The sequence below is a fragment of the Micrococcus sp. genome (assembly GCF_034179925.1).
GTDB lineage: Bacteria > Actinomycetota > Actinomycetes > Actinomycetales > Micrococcaceae > Micrococcus.
The window spans coordinates 43,777-69,105 of the sequence record NZ_JAXFPG010000047.1; the positions used below are offsets into that span (position 1 = coordinate 43,777).

Here is a 25,329-nt window from a genome sequence, read left to right on the forward strand (position 1 = left end):
GCTCCGCCCGCCGAGACGAGTCGAGGAGGTCCGAGCATGTTCACCCGCAGCCGAGCCGACGTCGAGAAGGTCCAGTGGGGCGGAGGCACCAGTGAGCGCCTGGTCACCGCCGACGACGGGATGGGGTTCGCCCTGGCACACACGGTGGTGGCCGCCGGGTCCTCGTCCCGGCTGCAGTACCGCAGCCACCAGGAGGCCTGCTACTGCATCCGCGGGAACGGGTCCGTGGTGGAGCCGGACGGCACCGTCCACGAGATCTCCCCGGGCACCGTGTACGTGCTGCCCGCCCACGAGAAGCACGAGCTGCGCGGCGGCACCGAGGACATGCACCTGGTGTCCGTGTTCAACCCGCCCCTCACCGGGGACGAGGTCCACGAGCTCTCCGAGGACGGCTACTCCAGCTACTGACGGCCGACGACGCCGGCCCCACCCCCGTCAGACGAACGCCGAGACGCCGGTGAGGGCGCGGCCCACGATCAGCGCGTTGATGCTCTGGGTGCCCTCATACGTGTAGATCGCCTCGACGTCGCCCATGAACCGGGCCATCTCGTAGGAGGCGACGATCCCATTGCCCCCCATGGCATCCCGGGCCAGGGCCGCGGACTCACGGGCCAGCCGAGTGGAGGTGGCCTTGGCGGCGGCGGCGTGAACCATCTCCAGGGCGCCTGCATCCTGGAGGCGCTGGACCTGCATCATCAGGCCCTCGCAGGCGGCCAGGTTGCCGGCCACCTGGGCGATGGCGGACTGGACCAGCTGGAACCGGGCCAGCGGTCGGCCGAACTGGGTGCGCTCCAGGGCGTAGTCCCGCAGTACGCGCAGGATGCCCTGCTGCACGCCCACGCCCTGCCAGCCGACCCACGCGCGGGAGTCGCGCAGCATCTCCCGGGTGGCGTCGAAGGAGCCGGCACCGGGGAGCAGGGCGTCGGGGCCGAGGCGGACGTCGTCGAACACCATGTCCGCGTTCTGCATGATCCGCAGACCGAGCTTGCCGGTGATCTTGGTGGCGGTGAAGCCGGGGGTGTCGGTGGGCACGAGGAAGCACTTGACCTCGCCGTCCGTGGTGTCCCGGGCCCACACGAGGGCGACGGCGGCCACTGTGCCCGCACCGATCCAGCGCTTGGTGCCCCGCAGGATCCACCCGTCCCCGTCCGGGGTGGCGGTGGTCTCCACGCCGCCGGCGATGTCCGAGCCGTGGTCCGGCTCGGTGAGGCAGAACGCGCCGAGCGCTTCGAACCGCCGCAGTGCGGGCACCCAGCGTGCCTTCTGCTCCGGGGTGCCGAAGCGTTCGATGGAGCCGATGTTCAGCTCGTTGTGGATGCCCACGAGTGCGGACAGGGAGAGGTCCACCCGGGCGAGGGCCACGTGGGCGAGGTTCTGGAACAGGCGGGACGCGCCGAGGTGGTCGAGTTCGCCGAGGCCCACCTCGGCCAGGCCGGGCAGCAGCTCGACCGGGAGGGTCTCGGTGTTCCAGGGCTCAGCCAGGTGGGGGCGGACGTGCTCCTCGAGGTGCGCCTCGATCCTGGCGAGCCGCTCCTGCTCGTCCGGGGGAAGCAGGGAGCGCAGGTCGAACAGGTCCACATCCGGCAGCGCCGGGGTGCCGGGGGCGGCCGGGGCGGAGCCGTGCCCGGGGCGGACGGTGACGGTGTCGATCGAGCCGGTGGTGGCGGCGGTCTCGGGCGAGGGGGTCATGCGACGGCTCCTTCGGCAGAGGCGGGGGCGACGGCGGAGGGCGCCGTGCGCTGGTCGAGGCGGATGGGGCTGGTGGGGTCGGGGAGACGAAGAAGTCTCTTTACCGACTATCGGATGTCCACGTACATTGACAGTGTTCCACATCACATTCCACCAGACCAGGGAGGCCTCGCCCCGAGGCCCGCAGCACCCCCAGGAGGACCGATGACCGACGCCCCCACCACCACCGCCGACGCCTCCGTCACCGCCCGCCTCCGGGCGGCCCGGGACCTGCTCGTGGACTGCCAGGAGGACTACGAGCGCGCCCGGTCGGAGTTCATCTGGCCACGCTTCGAACACTTCAACTTCGGCCTGGACTGGTTCGACCGCCTCGCCGAGGACCCCGCCCGCCGGGACACCCCGGCGCTGATCATCTCCGAGGCCGGAGGCCCCTCCCTCACCCGCACCTTCGCCGAGCTCGCCGAGTCCTCGAACCGCCTGGCCTGCTGGCTGCGCGAGCGCGGCCTGCGCCGCGGCGACCGCGTGATCCTCATGCTGGACAACCAGGTGGAGCTCTGGGAGTACATGCTCGCGTGCATCAAGCTGCGCGCCGTCATGGTGCCCACCACCACACAGATGACGACGGCGGACCTCACCGACCGCGTGGAACGCGCTGAGGCGCGCTGGGTGGTGGCCTCGGCCGAGAACCTGGCCAAGTTCGCCGGCGTCGGCCAGGGCCTGACCCTCGTGCACATCCCGGGCGTGCACGCCGAGGGCGAGGCCCGCCGGGCCCCCGAGGTGGCCGGGCACACTGTACTCTCCGGGGACGAGGCCCGCACCGCCCCGGCGGAGTTCGTCCCCGAGGGGCCCACCGGCGCGGACGAGACACTGCTGCTCTACTTCACCTCCGGCACCACCTCGAAGCCGAAGCTCGTGGAGCACACCCACACCTCCTACCCCGTGGGGCACCTCTCCACGGTGTACTGGATCGGGCTCGAACCGGGCGACGTGCACCTGAACGTCGCCTCGCCCGGCTGGGCCAAGCACGCCTGGTCCAACTTCTTCGCCCCGTGGATCGCGGAGGCCACGATCTTCGTGCACAACCCGGGCGGGAAGTTCGACCCGGCCCGGCTCATGGCAGACATGGACCGCTTCGGCGTGACCTCCCTGTGCGCCCCGCCCACGGTGTGGCGCATGCTCATCAAGGCGGACCTGTCCCTGCTGCAGACCCCGCCGCGCAAGACGATCTCCGCGGGTGAACCATTGAACGCCGAGGTCATCGACCAGGTGCACCGGGCCTGGGGCACCGTGATCCGGGACGGCTTCGGCATGACCGAGACCACCCTCCAGGTGGCGAACACCCCGGGGCAGAAGCTCGTGATCGGCGCGATGGGCCGCCCCCTGCCGGGGTTCGACGCCGTCCTGGTGGACCCGCTCACCGGCGCCGAGGCGGACGAGGGCGAGCTGTGCCTGCGCCTGGACCCCCGGCCCGTGGGGCTGCTGAAGTCCTACTACGGGAACGAGGAGAAGACCGCCGAGGTGTTCCGCGACGGCCTCTTCCACACCGGGGACATCGCCTCCCGGGACGCCACCGGGGTGCTCACCTACGTGGGCCGGGCGGACGACGTCTTCAAGTCCTCGGACTACAAGATCTCCCCGTTCGAGCTCGAGTCCGTCCTCGTGGAGCACCCGGCGGTGATGGAGGCGGCGATCGTCCCCACCCCGGACGAGCTGCGCCTGGCCGTGCCCAAGGCGTTCGTCACCCTGGCCCCCGGCTACGAGCCCACCGCGGACACCGCCCGGCAGATCCTGCAGCACACCCTCACCCAGCTGCCGCCCTACAAGCGGATCCGCCGCATCGAGTTCCTCGAGCTGCCCAAGACGATCTCCGGCAAGATCCGCCGGGTGGAGTTGCGCCGGGCCGAGGTGGAGCGTGCCGAGACGGGCGCGGCCCCGGAGGGCTTCGGCGTCGAGCACCGGGAGGAGGACCTCGGCCTGCGCCGCTGACCCACCCCCTAGGATGGCCGCGATGAGCGCCCACCAGCCCCTGCCCAAGGACCCGATCGCCGAGGCCCGCCGCAACTGGGAGCGCCACGGGTGGACCACCGTGGCAGCCCCCATGGCGGCGGTCACCTCCATCATGCGCGTGCAGCAGCTGCTGCTGGCCCGCGCCCAGGCGACGTTGAAGCCCTTTGGGCTGACCTTCGCCCGCTACGAGCTGCTCGCGCTGCTGGACTTCTCCCGGGAGCACCGGATGCTGATGTCCCGGGCGAGTGCGCTGCTGCAGGTGCACCCCACCTCGGTGACGAACGCCGTCGACCGTCTGGAGGGGGCGGGGCTGGTGCGCCGGGAGCCGCATGAGACGGACCGGCGCGCTCTCGTGCTCGTCCTCACGGAGGAGGGCCGGCAGGTGGCGGCGGAGGCCACGGCGGCCCTGAACGAGGACGTGTTCGGGCAGACCGGCTTCACGGACGAGGACGTCGAGCACCTGAACGAGATCCTCGCCCGTTTCCGGGCCGGGGCCGGGGACTTCGAGGTGTCCGAGGACTAATCGCGGGGACCCCGGCGCTCAGCTCGCCCAGGGCGCCGCCGCAGACGACCGGCCCCGGATTCCTGCGCAGGGATCCGGGGCCGGTCGTGTGCGCGGGCCGCCTATGCTTCGGCGGCTTCTCCTTCGACGCCCTCCGTACGGTTCCACAGGCGAGAGTGCCAGCCGTAACGTTGTCCGGAGGAGGCCATAGGGTAGCGGCATGACGCTGACCCAGCCCGTCCTCGACCTCCAGCTACCTCGCGTTGCGCGGGTGGACGCTGCGCTGACGCAAGCACGCTCATACCCGCACCTGCGCTACATGGGTTCGAAGTATCGACTCCTGCCCGCTCTGGCCGATACTTTCGCGCAGCTAGGGGGTGAGACTGCGCTCGATCCATTCACAGGATCCGGGGTCGTCTCGTACCTGTTGAAGGCTCAAGGGTTCCACGTCACATCCCGCGACTACCTCAACTTCCCCGTCACTCTGGCCCGCGCGTCCTGCGTAAACCAGACCACCATGCTCACCGAGGAGGACGTGGCACGGATTTCGAGTGGCGAGAACCGCGATGGACGAGATTTCATCTCTAGGACGTACGGGGGGCTCTACTTCACCTCCGGAGATCTTGCCTTCCTTGACTCCGCGTGGTCACAGATCGCCACCATGGAGGGAGCGCAACAAGACCTTGCCATCGCCTCCCTGGTGCTGGCCGCAGCACGAAAGCAGCCGCGAGGCGTCTTCACCGTCACCGGCCTTAGGTACGACGACGGACGGGAAAGCCTGCATCTGCCCTTGGCCGAGCAGTTCCGCCGGTGCGTCGAAGCATGGAACTCCAGCGTATTTGACGGGCCCGCGTGCCAGGCAGAGCGAGGTGACGTGAAGAGCGCAGAGGGGAACTGGGACCTCGTCTACCTGGACCCGCCCTACGCCCCTCCGCGCGACGACAACGACTACATCAAGCGCTACTGGTTCCTCGAAGGGCTGTCCGACTACTGGCAGGATGGCACTGCCGAGATCATGGAGACGACCCGGACCAAGAAGCTCGCCAAACGGGCCACGGCTTTCGGCAGTAAGAGGACCATCGGTGATGCGCTCGCCGCCACGCTCGATCAGTTCTCCGACTCGTCCATCGTCCTCTCCTACGGATCGAACGCGGTACCCGACCTGGACACCCTCACAGGGCTGATCACCGACGTGAAAGGGAGTCGCCCAGAGGTGATCACCCTGCGCCACCGTTATCACTTCGGCACCCACGCCTCGGCCACTCGCCGAGAGGCAGAGGAGTACATCCTCGTCGCCCCCTGAGCCTGTGGGAGACTCCTGGCATGGGGAAAATGACCTTCGAGGAGTACACAGCGTCGCTCGGTCGCCTCACGGCGGCGATCGACCCCACGGCGTCGACGGAAGATGCGGTGGAGATCCAGCGTGCGGTCGCGTCTTTGGAGGCGCTAGATCAGATCGACGAATCCACACTTTTTGCCTGGGTGTCTGAACACCCGTCGGACTCCTTCGTTCTCGCGCTCGCAGTGGGACTGAGTCGGGAGAAGCTTAAGAATCAGCTCCGGGATTGGTTCGGCACGGCCAGCTGGGCCAAGGCCGCCAGAGAACATCCTTCCTCGTTCGTCCAGCGTCTTGACGAGGACTTCGACCTCCTCCGGCTACTGCGTGTTCAACGGAATCAGCAGTACTCGTTCGGCGACCTCCTCGTCGCCCGCGCGGGAACGAGGGCGACCGCCACCAATGCAGGGGCATCAGGGCGCAAGGTGGAGGACATGCTGGAGGCCATTGCCACCGACCTATTGCTTCCCTACGTTCCCCGCACTCGCATGGCGGGGCGCCACGGGAAGACCGCACCGGCCGATCTCGCCATCCCTGCAGCGGGCCCAGACTGCGTCATCGCCGTGGCTGCCAAGGGGTTCGATTCCACGGGCTCCAAGCTGACGGACGCCGTCCGGGAGATCGAGGAACTGGCTGACGCCCGCACCGGCCACCAAGTCGCCCTCGCTGTCGTGGACGGAATCGGCTGGAAGGGACGCATGTCTGACCTCAGGCGCATCTATGACCTATACGACACGGGAGCCATCGACGGCCTCTACACCCTTGGCACGCTGGACCGCTTCCGTGCAGACCTGGATTCCTTCGCCTCCTTGCGGAGGATCCGCCGCCGACCGACCTCTTCATGAGCACTCCTCCGTCTGGCTCCAACGACGGCGGGACATCCTCCCAGGGGAGGATGTCCCAACCCGCGCCAGCCGCCGCCTGATTCAGCGCGGCTCGAGGCGGACGGCGCCGTCGAGGCGGATGGTCTCCCCGTTGAGGAACGGGTTGGCGAGGATCTGCTCCACGAGCAGGGCGTAGTCCTCGGGCCGGCCCAGGCGGGCCGGGTGCGGGGTCTTGGTGGCCAGGGACTGCCGGGCGGTCTCGGGCAGCCCGGCCATCATGGGGGTCTCCATAAGCCCGGGGGCGATCGTCACCACGCGGATCTGGGAGGCGGCGAGCTCACGTGCGGCCGGCAGCGTCAGGGAGTGCACGGCCCCCTTGGAGGCGGAGTAGGCGATCTGCCCGATCTGCCCGTCGAAGGCGGCCACGGAGGCGGTGTTGACGATCACGCCGCGGTCCTCGCCCCAGAGTTCCTGCTCCTTCATGGCGGCTGCGGCGTGGCCCATGAACACCACGGTGCCGCCCACGTTGATGGACAGGACCCTCATCAGCGCGTCCGCAGGCAGCGGGCCGTCCCGGCCGACGAGCTTGCCGGGGGTGGCCACGCCGGCGCAGTTGACGAGCACACGCAGCGGCCCGGCCTCGCAGGCGGCGGCGACGGCGTCGGCCGCGGTCTGCTCGGAGGTCACGTCCCCGGGGACGAACCGGGCCCGCTCCCCCAGCGCGGCGACGGCGTCGGCGCGGAGGCTCTCGCCCTCGCGGTCCGGCAGGTCCACCACCACGACGGCGGCACCCGCCTCGGCGAGGCGGCGCGCGGTGGCGTGCCCCAAGCCGGAGGCCCCTCCGGTGATGATCGCACTGGTGCCCTGCAGCTGGAGGCCCTGACGGCTGTTCTTCGCCATGGTTCCGCCCTCTCCGCCTCCGGGGATCCTCCCGAGGCTGATAGTTGCATGTCCTAGATTCCGGCCCTAGATTACCTCGTGAGTGAACCAGATCACATCCCCCTGAGGAGTCCGCCATGACCACCGACCACCCCGTGATCCCCCACTTCATCGACGGCGCCCGCACCACCGCCCCCGAGCCCCGCACCAGCGACGTCTTCGACCCCTCCACCGGACGCGTCCAGGCCCGGGTGGCCCTGGCCTCCGAGGACGAGGTGCGTGCCGCCGTCGACTCCGCCGAGCGCGCCTTCGGCACCTGGTCCGCCCTGAATCCGCAGCGGCGGGCCCGGATCCTCCTGCGCTGGGTGGACCTGATCAACGAGCACGCCGACGAGCTCGCCCGGACGCTCTCGAAGGAGCACGGCAAGACCTTCCCGGACGCGAAGGGGGACATTCAGCGCGGCGTGGAGGTGGTGGAGTTCGCCGCCGGCGCCCCCCACCTGCTCAAGGGGGAGTTCTCCTCCGACGCCGGCACCGGCATCGACGTGCACAGCCTGCGCCAGCCGCTCGGCGTCGTCGCAGGCATCACCCCGTTCAACTTCCCGGCGATGATCCCGCTGTGGAAGGCCGGCATCGCCCTGGCCGCCGGCAACACGTTCGTGCTCAAGCCCTCCGAGCGGGACCCCTCCGTGCCCGTGCGCCTGGCCGAGCTGGCCCTCGAGGCCGGCATGCCCGCCGGTACCCTCAACGTGGTTCACGGGGACAAGTCCGCCGTGGACGCGCTCATCGACGACCCGCGCGTGCAGGCCGTGGGCTTCGTGGGCTCGACGCCGATCGCCCAGTCCATCTACGAGCACGCCGCCCGGCGCGGCAAGCGCGCCCAGTGCTTCGGCGGAGCCAAGAACCACGCCGTGATCCTCCCGGATGCGGACCTCGAGATGGCCGCGGACGCCCTGGTCGGGGCCGCCTTCGGCTCCGCGGGCGAGCGCTGCATGGCGATCTCCGTGGCCGTGCCCGTGGGCGAGGAGACCGCAGACCGGCTCGTGGCCCTGCTGCGCGAGCGCATCCAGGCCCTGACCGTGGGGCCCTCGCTCGAGGAGTCCTCGGACTTCGGCCCGGTGGTCTCCGCGCAGGCCAGGGCGCGGATCGAGGAGCTGATCCAGGTCGGCGTGGACGAGGGCGCTGAGCTCGTCGTGGACGGCCGGGGTGTGCAGGTGCCCGACCACGAGGACGGCTTCTACGTGGGAGCCACCCTCTTCGACCGCGTCACCCCGGGCATGCGCATCCACCGCGAGGAGATCTTCGGTCCCGTGCTCTGCGTGGTCCGCGCGAAGGACTACGAGGAGGCCCTGGCCCTGCCCAGCGAGCACGAGTTCGGCAACGGCGTGGCCGTGTTCACGCGCGACGGCGACGCCGCCCGGGACTTCGCCACCCGGGTGGACGTGGGCATGGTCGGCGTCAACGTGCCGATCCCGGTGCCGATCGCCTACTACACGTTCGGCGGCTGGAAGGCCTCCGGGTTCGGGGATCTCAACCAGCACGGCCCGGACGGCTTTCGCTTCTACACCAAGACCAAGACCGTCACCACGCGCTGGCCCTCGGGCGTGCGCGAGGGCGCCAGCTTCGTGATGCCCGCCGGCTCCTGACCGCCGGCACCCCACCGCTCGACTCGGAGGAGAACACCATGACCACCGTCCTGTTCCTCGGCCTGGGCCACATGGGCGGCCCCATGGCCGCCAACCTCGTGGCCGCGGGGCACCGCGTGCTGGGCTTCGACGTCGTGCCCGCCGCCCTGGAGGCCGCCCGCACCGCCGGCGTGGAGGTCGTCGCGGACACCGTCGCGGCCGCCGCGGAGGCGGACGTGGTGCTCACGATGCTGCCCAACGGGGCGCTCGTGCACGAGGTCTACCGGGGCCCGGCCGACGGGAGCGCCCCCGGCCTGCTGGCTGCCGCCCGCCCGGGCACGGTGTTCCTGGACTGCTCCACGATCGACGTCGCCCAGGCCCGGGAGGCGGCCGCGATGGCTGAGCAGGCGGGCATGCGGGCCGCGGACGCCCCCGTCTCCGGCGGGGTGGTGGGGGCCGAGGCCGGCACACTCGCGTTCATGGTGGGCGCCTCGGACGAGGTGTTCGCCGAGGTCCTCCCGCTGCTGGAGGTGATGGGCCGGCGGATCGTGCACTGCGGCGGGCCGGGCCTGGGCCAGGCCGCGAAGGTGTGCAACAACATGGTGCTGGGCATCACGCAGATCGCGGTGGCGGAGGCGTTCGTGCTCGGCGAGCGGCTAGGCCTGGAGCACCAGGCGCTGTACGACGTGATGAGCGAGGCCTCCGGCCAGTGCTGGGCGCTGACCACCAACTGCCCCGTGCCCGGGCCGGTGCCCGGCTCCCCCGCGAACCGGGGTTTCCAGCCCGGGTTCGCCGGGGCCCTGATGCTCAAGGACCTCACCCTTGCCCTGCAGGCCCTGGACAGCCAGGGTGTTGAGGGAGGCCTGGGCCGCGCCGCCCAGGCGATCTACGCGGAGTACGCGGCCGGCGAGGGCGCAGGCCGAGACTTCTCCGGGATCATCGAGACCATCCGCGCCGCCGAGAAGGAGCACTGAACCATGGCCGAGCAGCCCGCCGCACCGCAGACCGACCCCGAGCCCCAGGCCGACCCCGACTCCCCCGTGATCGTGGAGCAGGACGGCCGGGTGGGCCGCATCCGGCTGAACCGGCCGAAGGCGCTGAACGCGCTGAACGCGGCGACCATGGACGCGGTGGTGGGGGCCGCCGTCGCCTTCGACGCGGACCCGGAGGTCGGCGCGATCCTGCTGCTGGGCTCCGAGAAGGCCTTCGCCGCCGGCGCCGACATCAAGGAGATGAAGGACAAGTCCGCAGCCGAGATGTACGCTGCGGACTGGTTCCGCCGCTGGGAGGATCTCACCCGCCTGCGCACCCCGATCGTGGCGTGCGTGCAGGGCTACGCCCTGGGCGGCGGCTGCGAGCTGGCGATGATGGCGGACGTGCTGATCGCCGCCCGGTCGGCACAGTTCGGCCAGCCGGAGATCACCCTGGGCGTGATGCCCGGCATGGGTGGCTCCCAGCGGCTGACCCGTTCGGTGGGCAAGGCCAAGGCCATGGACATGGTGCTCACCGGCCGGAGGGTCGGGGCTGAGGAGGCCGAGCGCATGGGTCTGGTCTCCCGGCTCGTGGAGGATGAGGAGGCGGTGGCCGTGGCCGAGGAGGTCGCCGCCACGATCGCCGGGTTCTCCAAGCCGGCCGCGCAGATGAACAAGGAGGCGGTGCTCGCCGCGTTCGAGACCCCGCTCACCCAGGGGCTGGTGTTCGAGCGCCGGATCTTCCACGGACTGTTCTCCTCGGAGGACCAGGCCGAGGGCATGGCCGCGTTCGCTGAGAAGCGCCGCCCCGTGTGGACCCACCGCTGAACTCCCGTTCGAGAGACGGGAGCTCCCCCAGGCACTTCCGTTCGAGAAACAGGAGGTCTCCGGCCCCTTCCCGTTCGAGAAACTGGAGACCCCACACCGACGACGACGCCCCCACCCCAGGAGCCCCACCATGACCGACACCCCCCAGCCCGCCTCCGCCGACGAGATCCTCGTCGAGACCGCCGACGGCGTCGCACTGCTCACCCTGAACCGCCCTCACGCCCTCAACGCGCTCTCCCACGGCATGGTCGTGGCGATCCGCGAGCGCCTCGAAGACTGGGCGCAGGACGATGCGGTGCGGGCCGTCGTCGTGCGCGGGGCAGGGGAGCGCGGGCTGTGCGCCGGCGGGGACGTGGTGTCCCTGCGGCAGAGGATCGTGGCCGGCCACCCCGAGGAGGCGATGGAGTACTTCCGGGACGAGTACCGGATGAACCACCTGATCTCCGTGTTCCCCAAGCCGTACGTGGCGTTCATGGACGGGTTCGTGCTCGGCGGCGGGGTGGGCGTCTCGGCGCACGGCACGCACCGGGTGGCCACCGAGCGCACCCGCCTGGGCATGCCGGAGACCGGCATCGGCTTCACGCCCGACGTCGGCGGGTCCTGGCTGCTGGCCCGCGCACCGCACCGCCTGGGCCGGCACCTGGGCCTCACCTCGGAGTTCGCGACCGGTGCCGACGCCGTGGCCCTCGGGTTCGCGGACGTGCTGGTGCCCTCCGGCTCCCTCGACGCCGTCCTGGCGGACCTGCGCGCCGCCCTCCGGGACGCGGACGCCGGGCAGGAGACGGCCGACGCTGTGGACGCGGTGCTGGCCCGGCACGCCCAGGACCCGGGTGAGGCCCCCCTGCTGACCGCCGCAGCCTGGCTCGAACAGGCCTACGGGCACGACACCGCCGCCGAGGTGATCGCCGCCCTGGAGGCCGTCGCCGCCGAGCATGAGGACGAGGCCGCCCGCGAGCACGCCCGCACCACCGCCGAGACCCTGCGGGCGAAGTCCCCCACCTCGGTGGCCGTGACCCTCGAGGCGCTGCGCCGGCTCGAGGCACGCACGGGTGAGGCCGGCCGCCGTGAGGGTGCCCGGCTGGGCCTGGAGCAGGAGTTCGACGTGGCCGCCCACATGGTGCGCGGCCACGACATGCCCGAGGGCATCCGGGCGCAGCTCGTGGACAAGGACCGCAGCCCGCAGTGGAGCCCCGCCCGGGTGGAGGACGTGACCGCCGAGGACGTCGCCGCACACTTCGCCCCCGCCCCGGACGGTCCCCTGCGGCTGGGCTGAGCCCGTGGCCCCGCGCCCGGGTACCCTCGGGGTCGTGCCCGAGAACCCCGCCGCCGTCCTGCCCGCCCACGAGACCGCCGCCGACGGCGATCCCACCATGACCGGCCCACGCCGCCTGCCACTGGGCCACCCGGAGCAGCTCGCAGGCCTGCGGAGGGTGCCGCAGGTGGAGGTGCTGCCGGACGGGGCGCTGCACCCGGGCGACTGGGAGCTGGGCCCGTGGGTGCAGGACCTGGACGGCCGGCCCACGGGAGCGGCCGCCACCGTGGCGGTGGACAACCTCACCGCGGTCACCCTGCACTGGGCGGCCCGCGAGCAGATCCGCTCCGTGGTGACCACGCAGCTGCAGGTGAACGTGCTCCGCCCCCTGCCCGCGTTCGACCCCGAGGATCCGGCGGACCGCCCGCGGTTGCGGATGCGGGGGGTCCCCCTGATGCACGACGCCCTCGGCGGTGTGGCCCGGGGCCGTCTCGTGGGCGACGACGGCACGGTGTACGTGGAGGCCACCGGCTGGTTCCAGTCCGTGCCGGACCGCTCGGCGGACGGGGCGGAGACGTTCGTGGCGACGGCGGCCCTGCCCTTGGAGGACGAGGAGCGGGCCTCGATGGCGGCGCTCACGGCCGTGGTGCCGGAGTCGGTGCCCGTCCCCCGGCCGGGTGAGCGCCCGGTGGTGCAGCAGACCGCCGCGCCCTCCCTGCGCTTTCGCCCGGAGCCGCGCCTGGACAATGCCGGCGCCATGACGCACGGCGGCATCCAAACGATGCGGGCGGTGCTGGCCGCGCAGGCCGCTCTGCCGGACCGGCAGGACTACGAGGTGCAGGCGGTGGAGGTGGCCTTCACTCGCCCGGGCCTGGGTGAGCAGGTGGCCCTGACCCGTGTGCGGCACGCCGGGCGGAGCCTGCGGATCGTGGAGGTGGACCTGGTGGGGCTGGACGTGGCCACCGGGGAGCCGCAGGTGGGCCGCCCCTCGATCCAGGCGCAGATCAGCTTCCGGGCGGCGGATCGGCCTCGGGGCTGACGGGTCCGCTCCGGGGACGCTGACACATCCGCTGCAGAAACGACCCTTCTGAGCGGCTCTCACCGCCTCAGAAGGGTCGTTTCTGCAGCAGATCCGGGCGGGCCATTCCCGTGCTCGGCAGGAGAGGATGGGCACATGAAGGAGACAGCAATGATGCGTTTCTGGCGGTGGCGGATCGGGGCGGCCTCCGCGCTCGTGGGGGTGGCCGGCGTCGTCTCGGGGCTGCGCGACCAGCTGGGCCTGGTCTGGGGCCTCGGCATGATGGCCGCCGCCGTGCTCGGCGTCCTTCTGGCCCTGCGGGGAGTGCACCACCGGGTGGATCAGGAGGAGGCTCGCCGCCGTCCCTTCTACACGGGCACAGGTGCCACGGCGTGGCTGCTGGTGGTACTGCTCGGCACCGGCATACTTCCGGGGGTCCTCGTGGGCCTCCTGCCGGAGGGCTCAGCGCGGTCCCTGGCGGCGGGGATGATCGGCGTCGGGCTGGCCTCGGCCTCGCACGGCATCCTGGCCGCGACGACGACCCCCGAGCCCCAGCCGCGGCCCGACCCCGTGCCCCTGGGCCGGGCGGATCGGCCTCGGGGCTGACGGGTCCGCTGCGGGAACGCTGACAGATCCGCTGCGGAAACGACCCTTCTGAGCGGCTCTCACCGCCTCAGAAGGGTCGTTTTCGCAGCAGATCCGGAACGGGGCGAGGGCAGGGCCCGGCTCAGCGGGGCCCGGCTCAGCAGGGCCGGCTCAGCGCCCCACGCGGCCGAACCGCTCGGCCAGCGGGGAGATGACCGCGGGCTTGAGCAGCAGCCAGGCGGCCGCCGTGACGGCCACAGCCACCAGGAACGCCACCAGGCCCCACCAGTCCGCGGCCTGCCGGGCCAGGAACATCGCGTTGAGGTTCCGCAGCACGCCGGAGAACAGCACGAGCCCCACATGGATCACCACGAACACGATGAACAGCAGCATCACCGGGAAGTGCACCCGGCGGGCCAGCGCCATGGGGAACGCCCGGGAGAGGGCGGCGTTCTCGGCCGGCCACCAGCTGGACATGCGGTAGCCGGTGAGCGCGGCCAGCGGCGCCAGCACGAACACCACGCCCGCATAGGACACCATCTGCAGCGCGTTGTAGTGCAGCCAGCCGTCGTGGGCGGGCCAGTCGAGCGTGGCGTACTGCAGGGCCGTGGAGACCATGTGCAGGGGGGTGTCCGGGTCTGTGGGGATGAGTCGGCGCCAGTGGCCGGTGGTCAGGGTGAGCACCACGTACACCAGGCCGTTGAGCACCCACAGCACGTCCAGCACCTGGTGGATCCAGATGGTCAGGGAGAACGGCCTGCCCGTGCTGCCACGGGGGGCGAACAGGCCCGGCTTCCTGGGGGTGAAGGTCGCGGGTGGCCGGGCCTCGTGCCGGATCTGCACGCCGGTGCGGATGACCAGCACGAGCAGGAACGCATTGAGGAAGTGCTGCGCGGCCAGCCACCACGGCACCCCGACGGGTGTGCTCGCCGCGTGCTCGGGCACCCCGGGGTAGCGGGCCACGAAGTCCGCGACGGCCGGCACGGTGATCAGCCAGCGGGCACCGAGCACGGCAAACAGGGCCACGACGACGGCGGCCCCCACCCCGAGCGCGATGCCTCGCCGACCGGACAGGGCCGGGAAGGAGCGGGCCGGGAGGGAGCGGCCCTCGCGGGCGCGGTCGGACGTGGAGGGTTCCGGCGCGGACGGCGCCGACGAGGACGGCGCCGACGAGGACGGTGCCGACGAGGACGGTGCCTGCGTGGGGCGGGGCCGGGTGGCCTCGGCCGGCGCGGCAGCGGGGGAGGCCGAGGCCTCCCCGGTGGCCGCAGTGGCAGCCACATCGGCGGCAGTCACCTCAGCGGTGGCCGGCACGGCCGGAGGCCAGGGGGTGCCCCGGAACGGGGTGTAGCCGGCCATGCGGCGGCCCGGGGCCGCCGGCGCGGCAGCGATGTCCGGCGCGGCAGCCATATCCGGCGCATCGGCGACCACCGGCTCGGGCGGGCTGCCCGCGGCGGCGGGCTCCGGCGTCGTTGTGGTCACGGGCGGCCAGGGCGTGCCGCGGAACTCGGTGTACCCCTGCATGCGCTGCGGCATGGACTCAGTCCCCTTCCAGGACGGGCGCGGCGGAGGGCTCAGCCGCGGCGGGCGGCGAGCTGCTCCAGGATCTGCGGGACCACGGCGGCCACGTCTCCGACAATGCCGAAGTCGGCGTGATCGAAGATCTCGGCGTCCTCGTTGGAGTCCACCGCCACGATGGTCTTGGACGTCTTCATCCCGCACACGTGCTGGATGGCCCCGGAGATGCCCAGGGCGATGTACAGGTCCGGGGCCACGACCACCCCGGTCTGGCCCACCTGGCGGTCCGCGGTGGTGAAGCCGTCGTCCACGGCCACACGGGTGGCTCCCACAGCCCCGCCGAGGGCGTCGGCGAGCGGCTCCACGAGGGTGGCGAAGCCCTCGGCCCCCACTCCGCGGCCGCCGGCCACCACGGTCTTCGCGGTGCGCAGGGCTGGGCGGTCGGTGGCGGCCTCGACCGGCTGGGAGTCCAGGATCCGGGCTCCGGCGGTCACCGGGCGGTCGGCGGTCTCCAGTGGGTGCGTCTGCGGTGCGGCCACGGCGGCGGCGCGCTCGTCCACGGAGCCCTGGCGCAGGGTCACGATGTTCGGCCCGCCCTCCACGGTGGCCTCGGTCTCCAGGTCGCCGCCGAACACCGAGTGGCGCACCACCACCTCGCCGTCCCGCCAGGCCAGGCCCACGGCGTCGGCGCTCACGGCCCCCCGGGCGCGCACGGCCAGGCGGCCGGCCACGGCGCGGGACTCGGGGGAGTTCGGCAGGATCACGGCGTAGGGGTGGGTGGCGTCGACGGCGGCGGCGAGTGCAGCCACCTCGGCCGAGCCCATCACGGTGCCGGCCTCGGCGGTGCGGGCGGTGTGCACGGCGACGGCGCCGAGCTCCCCGAGGCGGGCCACCAGGGGTGCGGGGTCGGTGTCGGAGCCGGTGACGAGCACGGCGTGGGGCACGCCCACGAGGCTTGCGGCGCCGAGGGCCTCGGCCACAGCCGGGCGGAGGGTGCCGGCGTCGGTCAGCTCGGCCAGCACCAGGACAGGGGTATTCGGGGTGTCGGTCATGACGTCTCCTGTGGGTCGCGGTCGAGTCTTCAGACGAGGCGGCGCTCGGCGAGGAACGCCACCAGCTGTTCGGCGGCGGTGCCGTCATCCACGACCTTCGGGCCGGCCTGGCGTTCGGGGCGGGCCGCGGCGGAGACCATCACGCAGCGGCGGTCGGCCTCCACGGGGCCGGCGGTGAGGCCGAGGTCCGCGAGGGAGAGCGTCTCGATGGTCTTCTTCTTCGCTGCCATGATGTTCTTGAAGTTCGGGAAGCGCGGTTCGGGGGTGCGGTCGGTCAGCGTGGCCACGGCGGGCAGCGGGGCCGCCGCCGTCAGCCGGGCGTGATCGGTCACGACGACGCCGCGCACCTCGGCCTCGGTGATCTCCAGTGCCTCCACGGAGGGCAGGATGGGGCGGTCCAGCAGCTCGGCGACCATCGCCGGGACCACGCCGGTGGCACCGTCGGTGGAGAGGCCGCCGGCGAGCACCAGGTCCGCGCCGACGCGGTCGAGGGCGGCGGCGAGCACCCGGGCGGTCTGCACGGCGTCCGAGCCGGCCAGGGCGGCGTCCGTCACGTGCACGGCGGAGTCCGCACCCATGGCCAGCAGCTTGCGCAGGGTCTTGGTGGCGTCCTCCGGGCCCATGGTGAGGGCCACGATCTCAGCCTCGGCGCCGGCGTCGCGGTGGGCCAGGGCCACCTCCATGACCCGTTCGCTGATCTCGTCGGGGACCGGCTCAGCCGCTCCGTCCCGGACCACCATGCCGGTGTCCATGTCCAGAGTGCGGGTCTGCCACGTGTCGGGGACCTGCTTGGCCAGAACGACGATCTTCAACGCTCGACTCCTCCTCGGGTCGCCCGCCGGGTCCCTGAGGGTGTCGGCCACGGCAGGCCATGCACTCCGAGGCTACCGTCCGTGCCTGTGCGCTCGCACCGTGAGGCCCTCCCGGCCGGCCGCCCGCTCCACTAGCCTCACCCCATGAGCACCCCTGCACTCGCCGCACCGCCGGCCCGGCCCGCGGCCTCCGTGCTGCTCCTGCGGGACGCGCCGGACGGGCCCGAGGTGTTCCATGTGCGGCGCGCCTCCACGATGGACTTCAGTGCGGACGCCACCGCCTTCCCCGGCGGGGGCGTGGACCCCACGGACGCGGGCCTGCCCCTGCACGGCCCCCACGACGCCGGCCCGGACCTGTCCGCCTGGGCCCGGCGCCTGCGCCTGGCCGAGCGCCCGGTGGAGGCCTGCCCGGGGCAGGCCCCGGCCGACGTCGCCGGCCGTCTGCTGGCCGCGGCGGTGCGGGAGGTGTTCGAGGAGACCGGGGTGCTGCTGGCGCGGGGCTCGGACGGCACCGCTGTGGACGCCGCCGCGGCGGCCCGTCTGGGGCGGCACCGGGGTGCGGTGGAGCGGCATGAGACCTCCTTCGCGGACCTGCTGGCCGTGCACGGGCTCCACGCGGACGTCTCCGGGCTGCGGGCCGTCTCCCGGTGGATCACGCCCGTGGGTGCCTCCCGCCGGTACGACACCGTGTTCTTCCTGGCCCGCCTGCCGCACGGGCAGTCCCCGCACCGGCTCAGCGCGGAGGCCGCCGCACACGGTTGGGCGGCCCCGCGCCGGCTGCTCGCGGACTTCCGGCGCGGGCTGGTGCACCTGATGGCCCCCACCTGGGCGCAGCTGCGCGCGCTGCACGGCGCCCCGGATGTGGCCTCCGCGCTCGCCGGCGCCGAGGCGGCCGGGCCGGTGCCGGTGGTCCAGGTGGCGGCGGGGGCGAGCCCGGCCGAGCGTGCGGCCGGGTTCGCCCACGCCGAGGAGTACCTGGCGGACCTGGAGAGGTTCCGCGCCCGGGCGCAGGTGGCCCAGACCCCGGACAACATCCTCTGACCCGGTGCCGGCCGCCCCGCTGACAGGTGGGCTGGCCGGCCCTACGCTGGGACGCAGCACTCGATCCCCCGACGCGACGGCGCGCCCCGGCGCCCGGCTGGCACGCGCGGAAGAAAGCGAGACCCCATGGCCCTGAGCACCCTGGACCTCTTCTCGATCGGCATCGGCCCCTCCTCCTCGCACACGGTGGGCCCTATGCGTGCCGCCCGCCGCTTCACCCACGCCCTCGAGCAGGAGGGAACCCTGGAGGCGGTCGCCCGCGTCAAGGGGGAGCTGTTCGGTTCCCTCTCCGCCACCGGGGTGGGGCACGGCTCGGACATGGCCCTGATCCTGGGCCTGGCGGGCCACGACCCGGAGACCATCGACCCGGAGGCCGCCGCGCCCGTCGTCTCGGCCTGCGTGGCCGACCGTGTGCTCCCCCTGGCCGGCATGCGCGAGATCCCCTTCGACCGCCCCAAGGACCTCATCCTGCACATGCGCAGGTCCCTGCCGGGGCACCCGAACGGCATGCGCCTGACCGCGTTCGACGCCGACGGCGGCGTCCTGACCACCCGGGACTACTACTCCGTGGGCGGCGGGTTCGTGGTGACCGCCGAGGAGCTCGAGGCCGAACTGGACCAGACCCGGGAGATCGCCCGCCACGGTGAGGAGCCGGAGCCGCACCCGTTCTCCACGGGGGCCGAGCTCGTGGCCCAGTGCGAGATCCACGGCAAGTCCATCGCGGATGTGATGCGCGCGAACGAGGCCGCCCGCGGGGACCTGGCCGAGGTGGAGGCCAAGGTGCTGGAGATCTGGGACGTGATGCAGGAGTGCGTGCACAACGGCCTGCACCGCACCGAGCCGATCCTGCCGGGCGGGCTGAAGGTCAAGCGGCGCGCCCCCGGGCTGTACGCCCAGCTGCAGCAGAAGGGCGTTGACGAAGAGGGCAAGGACCCGATGTGGGCGATGGAGTGGGTCAACCTCTTCGCCCTGGCCGTGAACGAGGAGAACGCCTCCTTCGGGCGCATCGTCACCGCCCCCACCAACGGTGCCGCCGGGATCATCCCCGCGGTGCTCCACTACGTGGACAGGTTCGTGCTGGGCCCGGACGCGTCGGAGCAGCAGCGGCGGGCCACGGTCTTGGATTTCCTCTTCACGGCGGCGGCCATCGGCATCCTGTACAAGCGCAACGCCTCGATCTCCGGGGCCGAGGTGGGCTGCCAGGGGGAGGTGGGCTCGGCGTGCTCGATGGCCGCCGGCGCCCTGTGCGCCGTGCTGGGGGGCACTCCCCTGCAGGTGGAGAACGCCGCGGAGATCGGCATCGAGCACAACCTGGGCCTCACCTGCGACCCGGTGGGCGGGCTCGTGCAGGTGCCGTGCATCGAGCGCAACGCGATCGCCTCGGTGAAGGCGATCAACGCGGCCCGTCTGGCTCTCGTGGGCGACGGCGACCACCGCGTCACCCTGGACCAGGCGATCCAGACGATGCGCGAGACCGGGGCGGACATGAAGTCCAAGTACAAGGAGACCTCCCGCGGCGGCCTTGCCGTGAACGTCATCGAGTGCTGACCGGGGCGCCCGCCGGGAGCGCGCCCCACGCCCGGCACCACGGGACGGGGTCCGGGGCCGTGGGCTAGATTGGGCGGCACCGCGCCTGCCCATCACTCGAGAGGACCACCGTGCGCATTCATCCCGTGGACGCCACCCTGGAGGCCGCCCGGATCGACCCCGAGGAGCGCACGCGCCGCCTCGAGGGCGTGAAGCTGGACGGCTCCGGCTGGAAGTACGCCCTGACCCGGGCGTTCAAGGAGTTCGGCAACGACGGCGGCACGGACCTCGCCGCGAAGCTCACCTACTTCATGGTCCTCTCCCTGGCCCCGGCCCTGCTGGCGGTGTTCTCCCTGCTCACCCTGCTGCTGGCCAACAACCGCGGCACGGTGGACGACCTGGTCGTCCAGCTGGCCGCGAACGTGCCCTCGGACTATCAGGGCGTCGTCACGGACGTGGTGAACACCCTGATGGACCAGGCGGCCTCCGGCGGCGGCTTCATCGCGGCGATCATCGGTATCCTCACGGCCATCTGGTCCGCCTCCGCCTATGTGCGGGCGTTCAGCCGCTCCGTGAACAAGGTCTACGGCTACGAGGAGGGCCGCGGCTTCGTCCGGGTGACCCTCAACAACCTGGCCACCACCGTGCTGCTGCTCGTGGGCGTCGTGGTGGTGCTCATCTCCATCGCCCTGAACCGTTCCCTCGTGGACGGCTTCCTGGCCCCCATCGCCGAGCCGCTGGGCCTGGTCGGCGTGGTGGACTTCCTCTCCGGCACGTTCCTGCCGATCTGGGACTGGGTGAAGTGGCCGTTCGTCATCGCGCTGATGCTGCTGATGATCGCGGCCCTGTACTTCCTGACCCCGAACGTGAAGAAGCCCAAGGTGCACGTGTTCGGTCCGGGCAATGTGTTCGCCCTGGTGGGCCTCGTAGTCGCCGCTCTGGTGCTGTCCGTGTACCTGTCGAACTTCGCCGGGTACAGCTCCTACGGTGCCATCGGCGGTGTGATGGCGCTGCTGTTCGTGCTGTGGATCTTCAACATCGTGCTGCTGCTGGGCATCGAGATCGACGCCGAGGTGGAGCGCGCCAAGCAGCTGGCCGCGGGCATGCGCTCCGAGGAGGCCGTGCGCCTGCCCCCGAAGGACGTGGACGCCCTCGTGAAGAAGGTGGAGAAGCAGGAGGAGCTCGAGCAGAAGGGCTATGAGCTGCGCGCCACGCATGAGCCCTCCGGGGCCGAGGCGATCGCCGGGCGCGGCTCTGAGGAGCGCGACGGCGGCTCCCACGCCGCCGGCGAGCGTGCGCGTTCTTGACCCGGCGATGATCCGGCACTGACCCGGCGCGGCCGGCACGCCGGAGGACGGTCCGGCCGACGACGAGGCCCCCGGAGGATGATCCTCCGGGGGCCTCGTCATGCCGGGCCTGGGCTCAGCGCTTGGCTGCGCGGTACCCGGCGGCCGCCGCCGCGGCGGCGGAGGCGTAGCAGTTGCGGGCGTTGGTCTCGTCGTAGTGCTGCTGACCGGGCACGTGGTAGATGCCGGAGTTGTCGTTCGCCTTGACCCGGTGGGTCGCGGGGCAGGTGGTGCCCGAGCCGGCCACGGAGCCGCCGGAGGCGGCCGGAGCGGCGGGCGCGGCGGGAGCCGCCGGGGCCGGTGCCGCAGGAGCTGCCGGCACGGCGGGGGCCGGGGCCACGGGCGCGGCCGGGGCGGCGGGCACCGGGGCGGCCTGGGCCGTCGTCGGGCAGGCACCGCTGTGCAGGCCGACGCCCTCGGCGGCGGCCTGGTTCCAGGCGGCCTGCACCTCGGGCAGGAAGCGGACATTGCCGTCGTACTGGACGGGCTCGCCCAGGCCCTTGCGGGCCATCATCGCGTTGACCAGCTGGCCGTCCTCGTACACGCCGGCCAGGAGGCGGCCGTAGCGGTCCTCGCGCACGCGGTCGTACTTGAGCAGGACGGTGTCCCCGGGGGCGAGGATGGCGGCCATCGCGGCGCTGGCCTCAGGGCCGAGGCACTCCTTGCCGATGGTGGGGTGCTTGGTCTCGGGGGTGTCGATGTTCAGCAGGCGCACGCGGGTCTGGGCACCCTGGAGGTCCACCACGATGGTGTCCCCGTCGGTCACCCGCAGCACGGTGGCGACGTCACCGTCGGTGGCGGCCGGAGCCGCAGGGGCCTGCGCGGTCGCCTGCTGCGTGGTCGGGGCGGCAGCCAGGGCCGCGGGGGCCTGCGCGGTCGCCTGCTGGGTGGTCGGGGCGGCAGCCAGGGCCTCGGAGGTGGTCGCCGGTGCCGGCGCGGGCGTCGTGACCACGGGGGCAGGCGCGGGGGCCGAGGAGGACGCCGGAGCGGCCTCCGCCGTGGAGGGTGCGGCGGCCGGCGAGGACGGAGCAGGCTCCGCCGGGGCCGGCGTCGTGACCACGGGGGCGGGCGCGACGGTTTCGGACGTGGACGGGCCGCCCGTGGCGGGGGCCGGGGCCTCGGGGGCTGCGGTGCAGCCGGCGAGCACCAGGGCGGACAGGCAGGCACCGGCGAGGCAGGCGCGGGTGCGGAGTGCAGAGGGCATGGGTCTCCTCGGACCAGAGGGGGGATGCGATGGAGGGCCCTGCCGTGCGGCAGAGCCCTCCGGAGGTCTCCATCATTCCGGGCCGGGCCGGGCGGGGCAAAACAGAGCCCCGTGGCAGGGCAGGCCGGTGGTCCCTCGGCTGCGCTCAGCGGGCCGGGTCTGTGCGGCGCACCCCGTCCACCGGGTCGTCGCCGCCGTCGAGGGCGTCCAGGATCAGGTCCCGGGCCTCGCCGGTGGCGGAGCGGTGCGAGAGCCACAGGGCGGCCAGCCAGCACAGCAGGACGATCACCGCGCTGCCCCATGCGGTCACGGCGACGGCGCCCGAGTTCGGCCCGGAGCCGTCCGCCCGGCCCACACCGATCCACACCAGCCCCCAGGCCAGCGCGGCCGCCGCGGAGAGGCGCCCGCCCGAGTACACGGCCGTCACCGCACCCAGGATCACGGCCAGCACGAGCATCACCTGGGCCCAGGTGGTGGGCATGAGCGGGGCGCCCGTCCACCCGCGGGAGGCCAGCCAGGCGGTGAGGTTCGCGAGCGTCGCCACGGTCACCCAGCCCAGGTGCAGACCCTGCACGCCGTCCACGAGGATGCGGTCGGCCCAGTGCCGGGGCCGGGCGGTGGTCTCGAGGATCACGAGCACCCGGACCAGCACAGCCGCCAGGAGCAGGATCACCACGACGCTCAGGCCCAGCCAGCCTGCCTGCACCACCCACAGCCACGCGACGTTCAGCACGAGCGAGGCGAGGATCCACGGGCGCAGGCGCCCCTGGCGTTCGGACTGCGCCGCGGCCAGTGTCTGCCACACCCCGTAGCCGAGCAGTCCGGCGTAGATCACGGACCAGATGCTGAACGCCGGGGTGGCCGGGGCCAGCCAGGTGGAGTCCGGGCCGAGCCAGCCGTCGGCGGCCTCCGCCGTGGGCGTCATGCCGGGCAGTACGCCCGAGCCGAGGAACGCCCCCACGAGGGCGGCGACGACGGCGGCCAGCATGAGCAGCCGACCGGCCGGGGAGGACAGCCCACGGCCGGCGGACGGGCTCGGGCGGGACGGCCGGGCGCCGAGGGGGTCGGCGTCGACGACGTGGCTCATGGGACCTCTTCCCTGGTCGGTGCGGGTGCTCGGGGGCCAGCGTACGTGGTGGCGGCCGGGAGGGCCCTGGAGCGCGTGGCTATCCTGGCCCGATGCACCCCGCCCCGACGCCCGCACCCGCCCCGGAGCCGCCAGGCGGTACGGGCCCCCATCGGAGCGCCAGCATTCTCGGCCGCATCGCGCAGCAGCCGGTACCCGAACTCGGGATCGTTCTGGTGGGCGTCGTGGAGGGCGTTCGCCCGGTGAGCGGCCTCCAGTTCAGCGGTGCTCACCGGGTTCTGGAGCCAGCGGTAGTAGGGCTGGCGGGCGAGCTTGAGGACCCGCAAGGACACCGCGACCGGGATCTGGTCGGCGGCGAGCTCGGACACGAGCGGGTACATCATTTTTTCGGCAGTCCCGCCTGTCGCCTCAGCCCGTCGCTGCGCATCGACCATCTGCAGGGTCCGAAAGAGCCGTTGCTGTGGGTCCCCGACGCGGTGTGCGGTGCGGTCACCACTGCTCGAGTCACTAGTGACGAGTACCTGAAGATCTTGGGCGAGCAGGTGGCCATCGTCCAGATCTGACTCCGAAGGTGGCGCGAGCCTCGGGCCCTGCCGTCCGGCAGGAACTCCCGAAGCTCACTTCCTCGACCCTCGCAAGGGGAGGTTTCATCACGGACTATACGCCCTATATGAGCACCCGGCTCAGACTTTCTTAGCACTGGAGTAACGCAGCCCCTACTCCCCCGCTGACCGCTTGAGCGAGGTGTAGAGCGTCTGCCGGCTCACCCCGAACGTGCGTGCCACCTCAGCCTTCGGGATCCCCATCTCGATCATCATCCGAGCCTGCTCCACGTCGGTGTCCGAGAGCTTCGGGGCCTGCACGTACTTACCTCTCGCCTTGGCCAGGGCGATGCCCTCAGCCTGACGCTCCTTGATCCGGCGACGCTCGAACTCAGCGAACGCCTCCAGGATCCCCAGCATCAGCCCGTCCACCGGCGAGGTACCGGACTTGTCCACGGTGATCCGCTCGGATACGAACTGCACCGCGCACCCCTTGCCAGTGAGCTCGTCCACGATCGCGTACAAATCCCGGGTGTCCCGGCCCAGCCGATCCATGGAGGTGACCTTCACCAGGTCCCCCTCGCGGACGTACCGCATCAGCTCAGCCAGACCCGCGCGCTTGGCGCGGGAGCTGCCGGAGATCTTGTCCTGGAAGATCCGGTCGCACTCCCCCACTGCCTCCAGCTGGCGGTCCAGGTTCTGCTCGGCCGAGCTCACCCGCACGTACCCCACGGTCTATCCAACCATGTCTTAGACCCTCCGTCAGATGTGTCCAACGGGTCCGAACTGAACCTACTCTGACGTGATGATCTCGTAGGGCCGGGGGATGTGTAAAGGGGTATAGGTGCTATGACGCATAGGCTTGACCCAGTTCCTCATGAATTACTAGGAGCTTCCCCAGGCGTTCAACCCCATTATGTTTAGCCGCTTTAGAACAAGCTAGCCTCGCGCCCGTCTCGGAGCCGGCGGCGTGACAGGAAAACTCCTGCAAGTCCAAGCACTACCCATGGCAATGTGGTCCAGAGTTCACCAGGTAAAGGACTGCCCCCAGTGCGCATGGCATCCACGGTCCAGCTCATGGGAAGCAGCTGGGAGATAGAGCGCAACCAGCCGGGGTAGGCGGCCAGAGGGGCGGCCACGCCGGCCGTCAGGGGCAGCACGCCCGAGAGCACGTTGGAGACGAGATAGGGGTCCGAGAGGACCAGGGAGAACACTCCCACCGCGAGCCCGATGATCGCCCCGCACACCAGGGCCACGGGGAGCATCACCAGCGCTCTGGCCAGGATGTGGGTGTCCCGGGCGGGGTCCATGAAGAACACGGCCCCCAGGCTCATCAGGGAGACGAGTGCAGCAGAGACCAGGGGCAGCACGGGTTTGGCCACCCAGTAGGCGGGGGTCCCGAAGCGGGGGAACAAGGCGGCGGGCACGACACCGGTGTGCCGTTCGTAGGCCAGGGTCGCGTTGGTGCCGGACATGACCGAGGTGAAGGCGCTCAGGAGGATGCCGGCGTACACGGCTCCGCGCAGGTCAGTGCCCGGGATGGAACCAATGACGGCGGCGAGCATGAGCGTGCTCAGCACAGGGGTGGCCAGCAGGGTGATCACCAGGGTGCGGCGATTGGCGAAGGCCGGCGAGGAGGCCAGTGCGATGGTCAGCGCGGTGCGCAGGGAGGACAGAGACATCA

The 25,329-nt window shown here is 72.0% G+C and carries 24 protein-coding genes; 15 read left to right on the forward strand and 9 right to left on the reverse strand.

The genetic code is table 11. From position 1 onward, the window contains the following. The first annotated feature begins 36 nt into the window (after positions 1 to 36). Complete coding sequence (locus tag SPI96_RS09485) at positions 37 to 408, forward strand: ectoine synthase (protein ID WP_321082121.1); 372 nt, start codon at positions 37 to 39, stop codon at positions 406 to 408. 27 nt (positions 409 to 435) lie between these two features. On the opposite strand, the gene SPI96_RS09490 is transcribed toward SPI96_RS09485, so the two are convergent. Next, positions 436 to 1,689 (reverse strand): acyl-CoA dehydrogenase family protein, encoded by a 1,254-nt coding sequence (locus tag SPI96_RS09490; RefSeq protein ID WP_321082122.1) that lies wholly within the window; start codon positions 1,687 to 1,689, stop codon positions 436 to 438. 204 nt (positions 1,690 to 1,893) lie between these two features. On the opposite strand from SPI96_RS09490, the gene SPI96_RS09495 reads away from it, so the two are divergent. From SPI96_RS09495 to SPI96_RS09510, 4 genes are all read left to right on the forward strand, one after another. Beyond that, on the forward strand, positions 1,894 to 3,675 hold the full coding sequence (locus SPI96_RS09495; protein ID WP_321082123.1) for an AMP-binding protein: 1,782 nt from the start codon (positions 1,894 to 1,896) through the stop codon (positions 3,673 to 3,675). 22 nt (positions 3,676 to 3,697) lie between these two features. Beyond that, positions 3,698 to 4,219: a MarR family transcriptional regulator gene (locus SPI96_RS09500; RefSeq protein ID WP_321082124.1), complete on the forward strand. Its 522-nt coding sequence runs from the start codon at positions 3,698 to 3,700 to the stop codon at positions 4,217 to 4,219. A 199-nt stretch (positions 4,220 to 4,418) separates the two neighbouring features. Further along, the gene (locus tag SPI96_RS09505) at positions 4,419 to 5,501 is read left to right on the forward strand and encodes a DNA adenine methylase (protein ID WP_321082125.1); all 1,083 of its coding nucleotides are present in this window, start codon (positions 4,419 to 4,421) and stop codon (positions 5,499 to 5,501) included. A 29-nt stretch (positions 5,502 to 5,530) separates the two neighbouring features. Further along, positions 5,531 to 6,379 (forward strand): hypothetical protein, encoded by an 849-nt coding sequence (locus tag SPI96_RS09510; protein WP_321082126.1) that lies wholly within the window; start codon positions 5,531 to 5,533, stop codon positions 6,377 to 6,379. An 81-nt stretch (positions 6,380 to 6,460) separates the two neighbouring features. On the opposite strand, the gene SPI96_RS09515 is transcribed toward SPI96_RS09510, so the two are convergent. Next, entirely contained in the window at positions 6,461 to 7,258 is a 798-nt protein-coding gene (locus SPI96_RS09515) for an SDR family NAD(P)-dependent oxidoreductase (RefSeq protein ID WP_321082127.1), read from the reverse strand. Between the two features lie 116 nt (positions 7,259 to 7,374). Here SPI96_RS09515 and SPI96_RS09520 point away from each other — a divergent pair, with 116 nt between their 5' ends. The 6 genes from SPI96_RS09520 to SPI96_RS09545 all read left to right on the forward strand — a co-directional run bounded on the left by SPI96_RS09520 (position 7,375) and on the right by SPI96_RS09545 (position 13,537). Beyond that, positions 7,375 to 8,883, forward strand: coding sequence for a CoA-acylating methylmalonate-semialdehyde dehydrogenase (locus SPI96_RS09520; RefSeq protein WP_321082128.1), 1,509 nt, complete (start codon positions 7,375 to 7,377; stop codon positions 8,881 to 8,883). Between the two features lie 38 nt (positions 8,884 to 8,921). Continuing rightward, a complete protein-coding gene (mmsB, locus tag SPI96_RS09525; RefSeq protein ID WP_321082129.1) occupies positions 8,922 to 9,836 on the forward strand; it encodes a 3-hydroxyisobutyrate dehydrogenase in 915 nt (304 codons plus the stop codon). Positions 9,837 to 9,839: 3 nt separating this feature from the next. Beyond that, the gene (locus tag SPI96_RS09530; protein ID WP_321082130.1) at positions 9,840 to 10,661 is read left to right on the forward strand and encodes an enoyl-CoA hydratase-related protein; all 822 of its coding nucleotides are present in this window, start codon (positions 9,840 to 9,842) and stop codon (positions 10,659 to 10,661) included. Positions 10,662 to 10,791: 130 nt separating this feature from the next. After that, complete coding sequence (locus SPI96_RS09535; RefSeq protein WP_321082131.1) at positions 10,792 to 11,934, forward strand: enoyl-CoA hydratase/isomerase family protein; 1,143 nt, start codon at positions 10,792 to 10,794, stop codon at positions 11,932 to 11,934. A 34-nt stretch (positions 11,935 to 11,968) separates the two neighbouring features. After that, a complete protein-coding gene (locus tag SPI96_RS09540; RefSeq protein WP_321082132.1) occupies positions 11,969 to 12,952 on the forward strand; it encodes a hypothetical protein in 984 nt (327 codons plus the stop codon). Positions 12,953 to 13,087: 135 nt separating this feature from the next. Then, positions 13,088 to 13,537 (forward strand): hypothetical protein, encoded by a 450-nt coding sequence (locus tag SPI96_RS09545; RefSeq protein WP_321082133.1) that lies wholly within the window; start codon positions 13,088 to 13,090, stop codon positions 13,535 to 13,537. A 150-nt stretch (positions 13,538 to 13,687) separates the two neighbouring features. Here the strand turns inward: SPI96_RS09545 and SPI96_RS09550 are convergent, their stop codons facing one another. From SPI96_RS09550 to SPI96_RS09560, 3 genes are read right to left on the reverse strand one after another with little or no spacing between them, the layout of a single operon-like run. Further along, positions 13,688 to 15,052 carry a cytochrome b/b6 domain-containing protein gene (locus SPI96_RS09550; protein WP_321082134.1) on the reverse strand — a complete coding sequence of 455 codons (1,365 nt, stop codon included), beginning with the start codon at positions 15,050 to 15,052 and terminating at the stop codon, positions 13,688 to 13,690. Positions 15,053 to 15,090: 38 nt separating this feature from the next. Further along, positions 15,091 to 16,086, reverse strand: coding sequence for an electron transfer flavoprotein subunit alpha/FixB family protein (locus SPI96_RS09555; RefSeq protein ID WP_321082135.1), 996 nt, complete (start codon positions 16,084 to 16,086; stop codon positions 15,091 to 15,093). Between the two features lie 29 nt (positions 16,087 to 16,115). Continuing rightward, positions 16,116 to 16,898, reverse strand: a complete 783-nt coding sequence (locus tag SPI96_RS09560; RefSeq protein WP_321082136.1) for an electron transfer flavoprotein subunit beta/FixA family protein — start codon at positions 16,896 to 16,898, stop codon at positions 16,116 to 16,118. Between the two features lie 144 nt (positions 16,899 to 17,042). Between SPI96_RS09560 and SPI96_RS09565 the strand changes: the two genes are divergently transcribed. From SPI96_RS09565 to SPI96_RS09575, 3 genes are all read left to right on the forward strand, one after another. After that, positions 17,043 to 17,939 carry an NUDIX hydrolase gene (locus SPI96_RS09565; protein WP_321082137.1) on the forward strand — a complete coding sequence of 299 codons (897 nt, stop codon included), beginning with the start codon at positions 17,043 to 17,045 and terminating at the stop codon, positions 17,937 to 17,939. A gap of 126 nt (positions 17,940 to 18,065) precedes the next feature. Continuing rightward, positions 18,066 to 19,487 (forward strand): L-serine ammonia-lyase, encoded by a 1,422-nt coding sequence (locus SPI96_RS09570; RefSeq protein ID WP_321082138.1) that lies wholly within the window; start codon positions 18,066 to 18,068, stop codon positions 19,485 to 19,487. Positions 19,488 to 19,597: 110 nt separating this feature from the next. Further along, positions 19,598 to 20,773, forward strand: coding sequence for a YihY/virulence factor BrkB family protein (locus SPI96_RS09575; RefSeq protein ID WP_321082139.1), 1,176 nt, complete (start codon positions 19,598 to 19,600; stop codon positions 20,771 to 20,773). Between the two features lie 115 nt (positions 20,774 to 20,888). Here the strand turns inward: SPI96_RS09575 and SPI96_RS09580 are convergent, their stop codons facing one another. Together SPI96_RS09580 and SPI96_RS09585 are read right to left on the reverse strand one after the other, a co-directional pair. Continuing rightward, the gene (locus SPI96_RS09580) at positions 20,889 to 22,016 is read right to left on the reverse strand and encodes a thermonuclease family protein (protein WP_321082140.1); all 1,128 of its coding nucleotides are present in this window, start codon (positions 22,014 to 22,016) and stop codon (positions 20,889 to 20,891) included. A gap of 145 nt (positions 22,017 to 22,161) precedes the next feature. Next, positions 22,162 to 23,103: a TspO/MBR family protein gene (locus SPI96_RS09585; protein WP_321082141.1), complete on the reverse strand. Its 942-nt coding sequence runs from the start codon at positions 23,101 to 23,103 to the stop codon at positions 22,162 to 22,164. Positions 23,104 to 23,195: 92 nt separating this feature from the next. On the opposite strand from SPI96_RS09585, the gene SPI96_RS09590 reads away from it, so the two are divergent. Continuing rightward, positions 23,196 to 23,666 carry a hypothetical protein gene (locus SPI96_RS09590; protein ID WP_321082142.1) on the forward strand — a complete coding sequence of 157 codons (471 nt, stop codon included), beginning with the start codon at positions 23,196 to 23,198 and terminating at the stop codon, positions 23,664 to 23,666. Positions 23,667 to 23,819: 153 nt separating this feature from the next. On the opposite strand, the gene SPI96_RS09595 is transcribed toward SPI96_RS09590, so the two are convergent. Both SPI96_RS09595 and SPI96_RS09600 read right to left on the reverse strand, forming a co-directional pair. Next, positions 23,820 to 24,377, reverse strand: coding sequence for a recombinase family protein (locus SPI96_RS09595; RefSeq protein WP_321082143.1), 558 nt, complete (start codon positions 24,375 to 24,377; stop codon positions 23,820 to 23,822). Positions 24,378 to 24,574: 197 nt separating this feature from the next. After that, positions 24,575 to 25,327 (reverse strand): ABC transporter permease, encoded by a 753-nt coding sequence (locus SPI96_RS09600; protein WP_321082144.1) that lies wholly within the window; start codon positions 25,325 to 25,327, stop codon positions 24,575 to 24,577. Positions 25,328 to 25,329 lie beyond the last annotated feature (2 nt).

Coding starts and splice junctions, on each gene's coding strand:
- SPI96_RS09485 (WP_321082121.1), top strand. CDS start 37: ATGTTCACCCGCAGCCGAGCCGACGTCGAGAAGGTCCAGTGGGGCGGA.
- SPI96_RS09490 (WP_321082122.1), bottom strand. CDS start 1,689: ATGACCCCCTCGCCCGAGACCGCCGCCACCACCGGCTCGATCGACACC.
- SPI96_RS09495 (WP_321082123.1), top strand. CDS start 1,894: ATGACCGACGCCCCCACCACCACCGCCGACGCCTCCGTCACCGCCCGC.
- SPI96_RS09500 (WP_321082124.1), top strand. CDS start 3,698: ATGAGCGCCCACCAGCCCCTGCCCAAGGACCCGATCGCCGAGGCCCGC.
- SPI96_RS09505 (WP_321082125.1), top strand. CDS start 4,419: ATGACGCTGACCCAGCCCGTCCTCGACCTCCAGCTACCTCGCGTTGCG.
- SPI96_RS09510 (WP_321082126.1), top strand. CDS start 5,531: ATGACCTTCGAGGAGTACACAGCGTCGCTCGGTCGCCTCACGGCGGCG.
- SPI96_RS09515 (WP_321082127.1), bottom strand. CDS start 7,258: ATGGCGAAGAACAGCCGTCAGGGCCTCCAGCTGCAGGGCACCAGTGCG.
- SPI96_RS09520 (WP_321082128.1), top strand. CDS start 7,375: ATGACCACCGACCACCCCGTGATCCCCCACTTCATCGACGGCGCCCGC.
- mmsB (WP_321082129.1), top strand. CDS start 8,922: ATGACCACCGTCCTGTTCCTCGGCCTGGGCCACATGGGCGGCCCCATG.
- SPI96_RS09530 (WP_321082130.1), top strand. CDS start 9,840: ATGGCCGAGCAGCCCGCCGCACCGCAGACCGACCCCGAGCCCCAGGCC.
- SPI96_RS09535 (WP_321082131.1), top strand. CDS start 10,792: ATGACCGACACCCCCCAGCCCGCCTCCGCCGACGAGATCCTCGTCGAG.
- SPI96_RS09545 (WP_321082133.1), top strand. CDS start 13,088: ATGAAGGAGACAGCAATGATGCGTTTCTGGCGGTGGCGGATCGGGGCG.
- SPI96_RS09550 (WP_321082134.1), bottom strand. CDS start 15,052: ATGCCGCAGCGCATGCAGGGGTACACCGAGTTCCGCGGCACGCCCTGG.
- SPI96_RS09555 (WP_321082135.1), bottom strand. CDS start 16,086: ATGACCGACACCCCGAATACCCCTGTCCTGGTGCTGGCCGAGCTGACC.
- SPI96_RS09565 (WP_321082137.1), top strand. CDS start 17,043: ATGAGCACCCCTGCACTCGCCGCACCGCCGGCCCGGCCCGCGGCCTCC.
- SPI96_RS09570 (WP_321082138.1), top strand. CDS start 18,066: ATGGCCCTGAGCACCCTGGACCTCTTCTCGATCGGCATCGGCCCCTCC.
- SPI96_RS09580 (WP_321082140.1), bottom strand. CDS start 22,016: ATGCCCTCTGCACTCCGCACCCGCGCCTGCCTCGCCGGTGCCTGCCTG.
- SPI96_RS09585 (WP_321082141.1), bottom strand. CDS start 23,103: ATGAGCCACGTCGTCGACGCCGACCCCCTCGGCGCCCGGCCGTCCCGC.
- SPI96_RS09590 (WP_321082142.1), top strand. CDS start 23,196: ATGCACCCCGCCCCGACGCCCGCACCCGCCCCGGAGCCGCCAGGCGGT.
- SPI96_RS09600 (WP_321082144.1), bottom strand. CDS start 25,327: ATGTCTCTGTCCTCCCTGCGCACCGCGCTGACCATCGCACTGGCCTCC.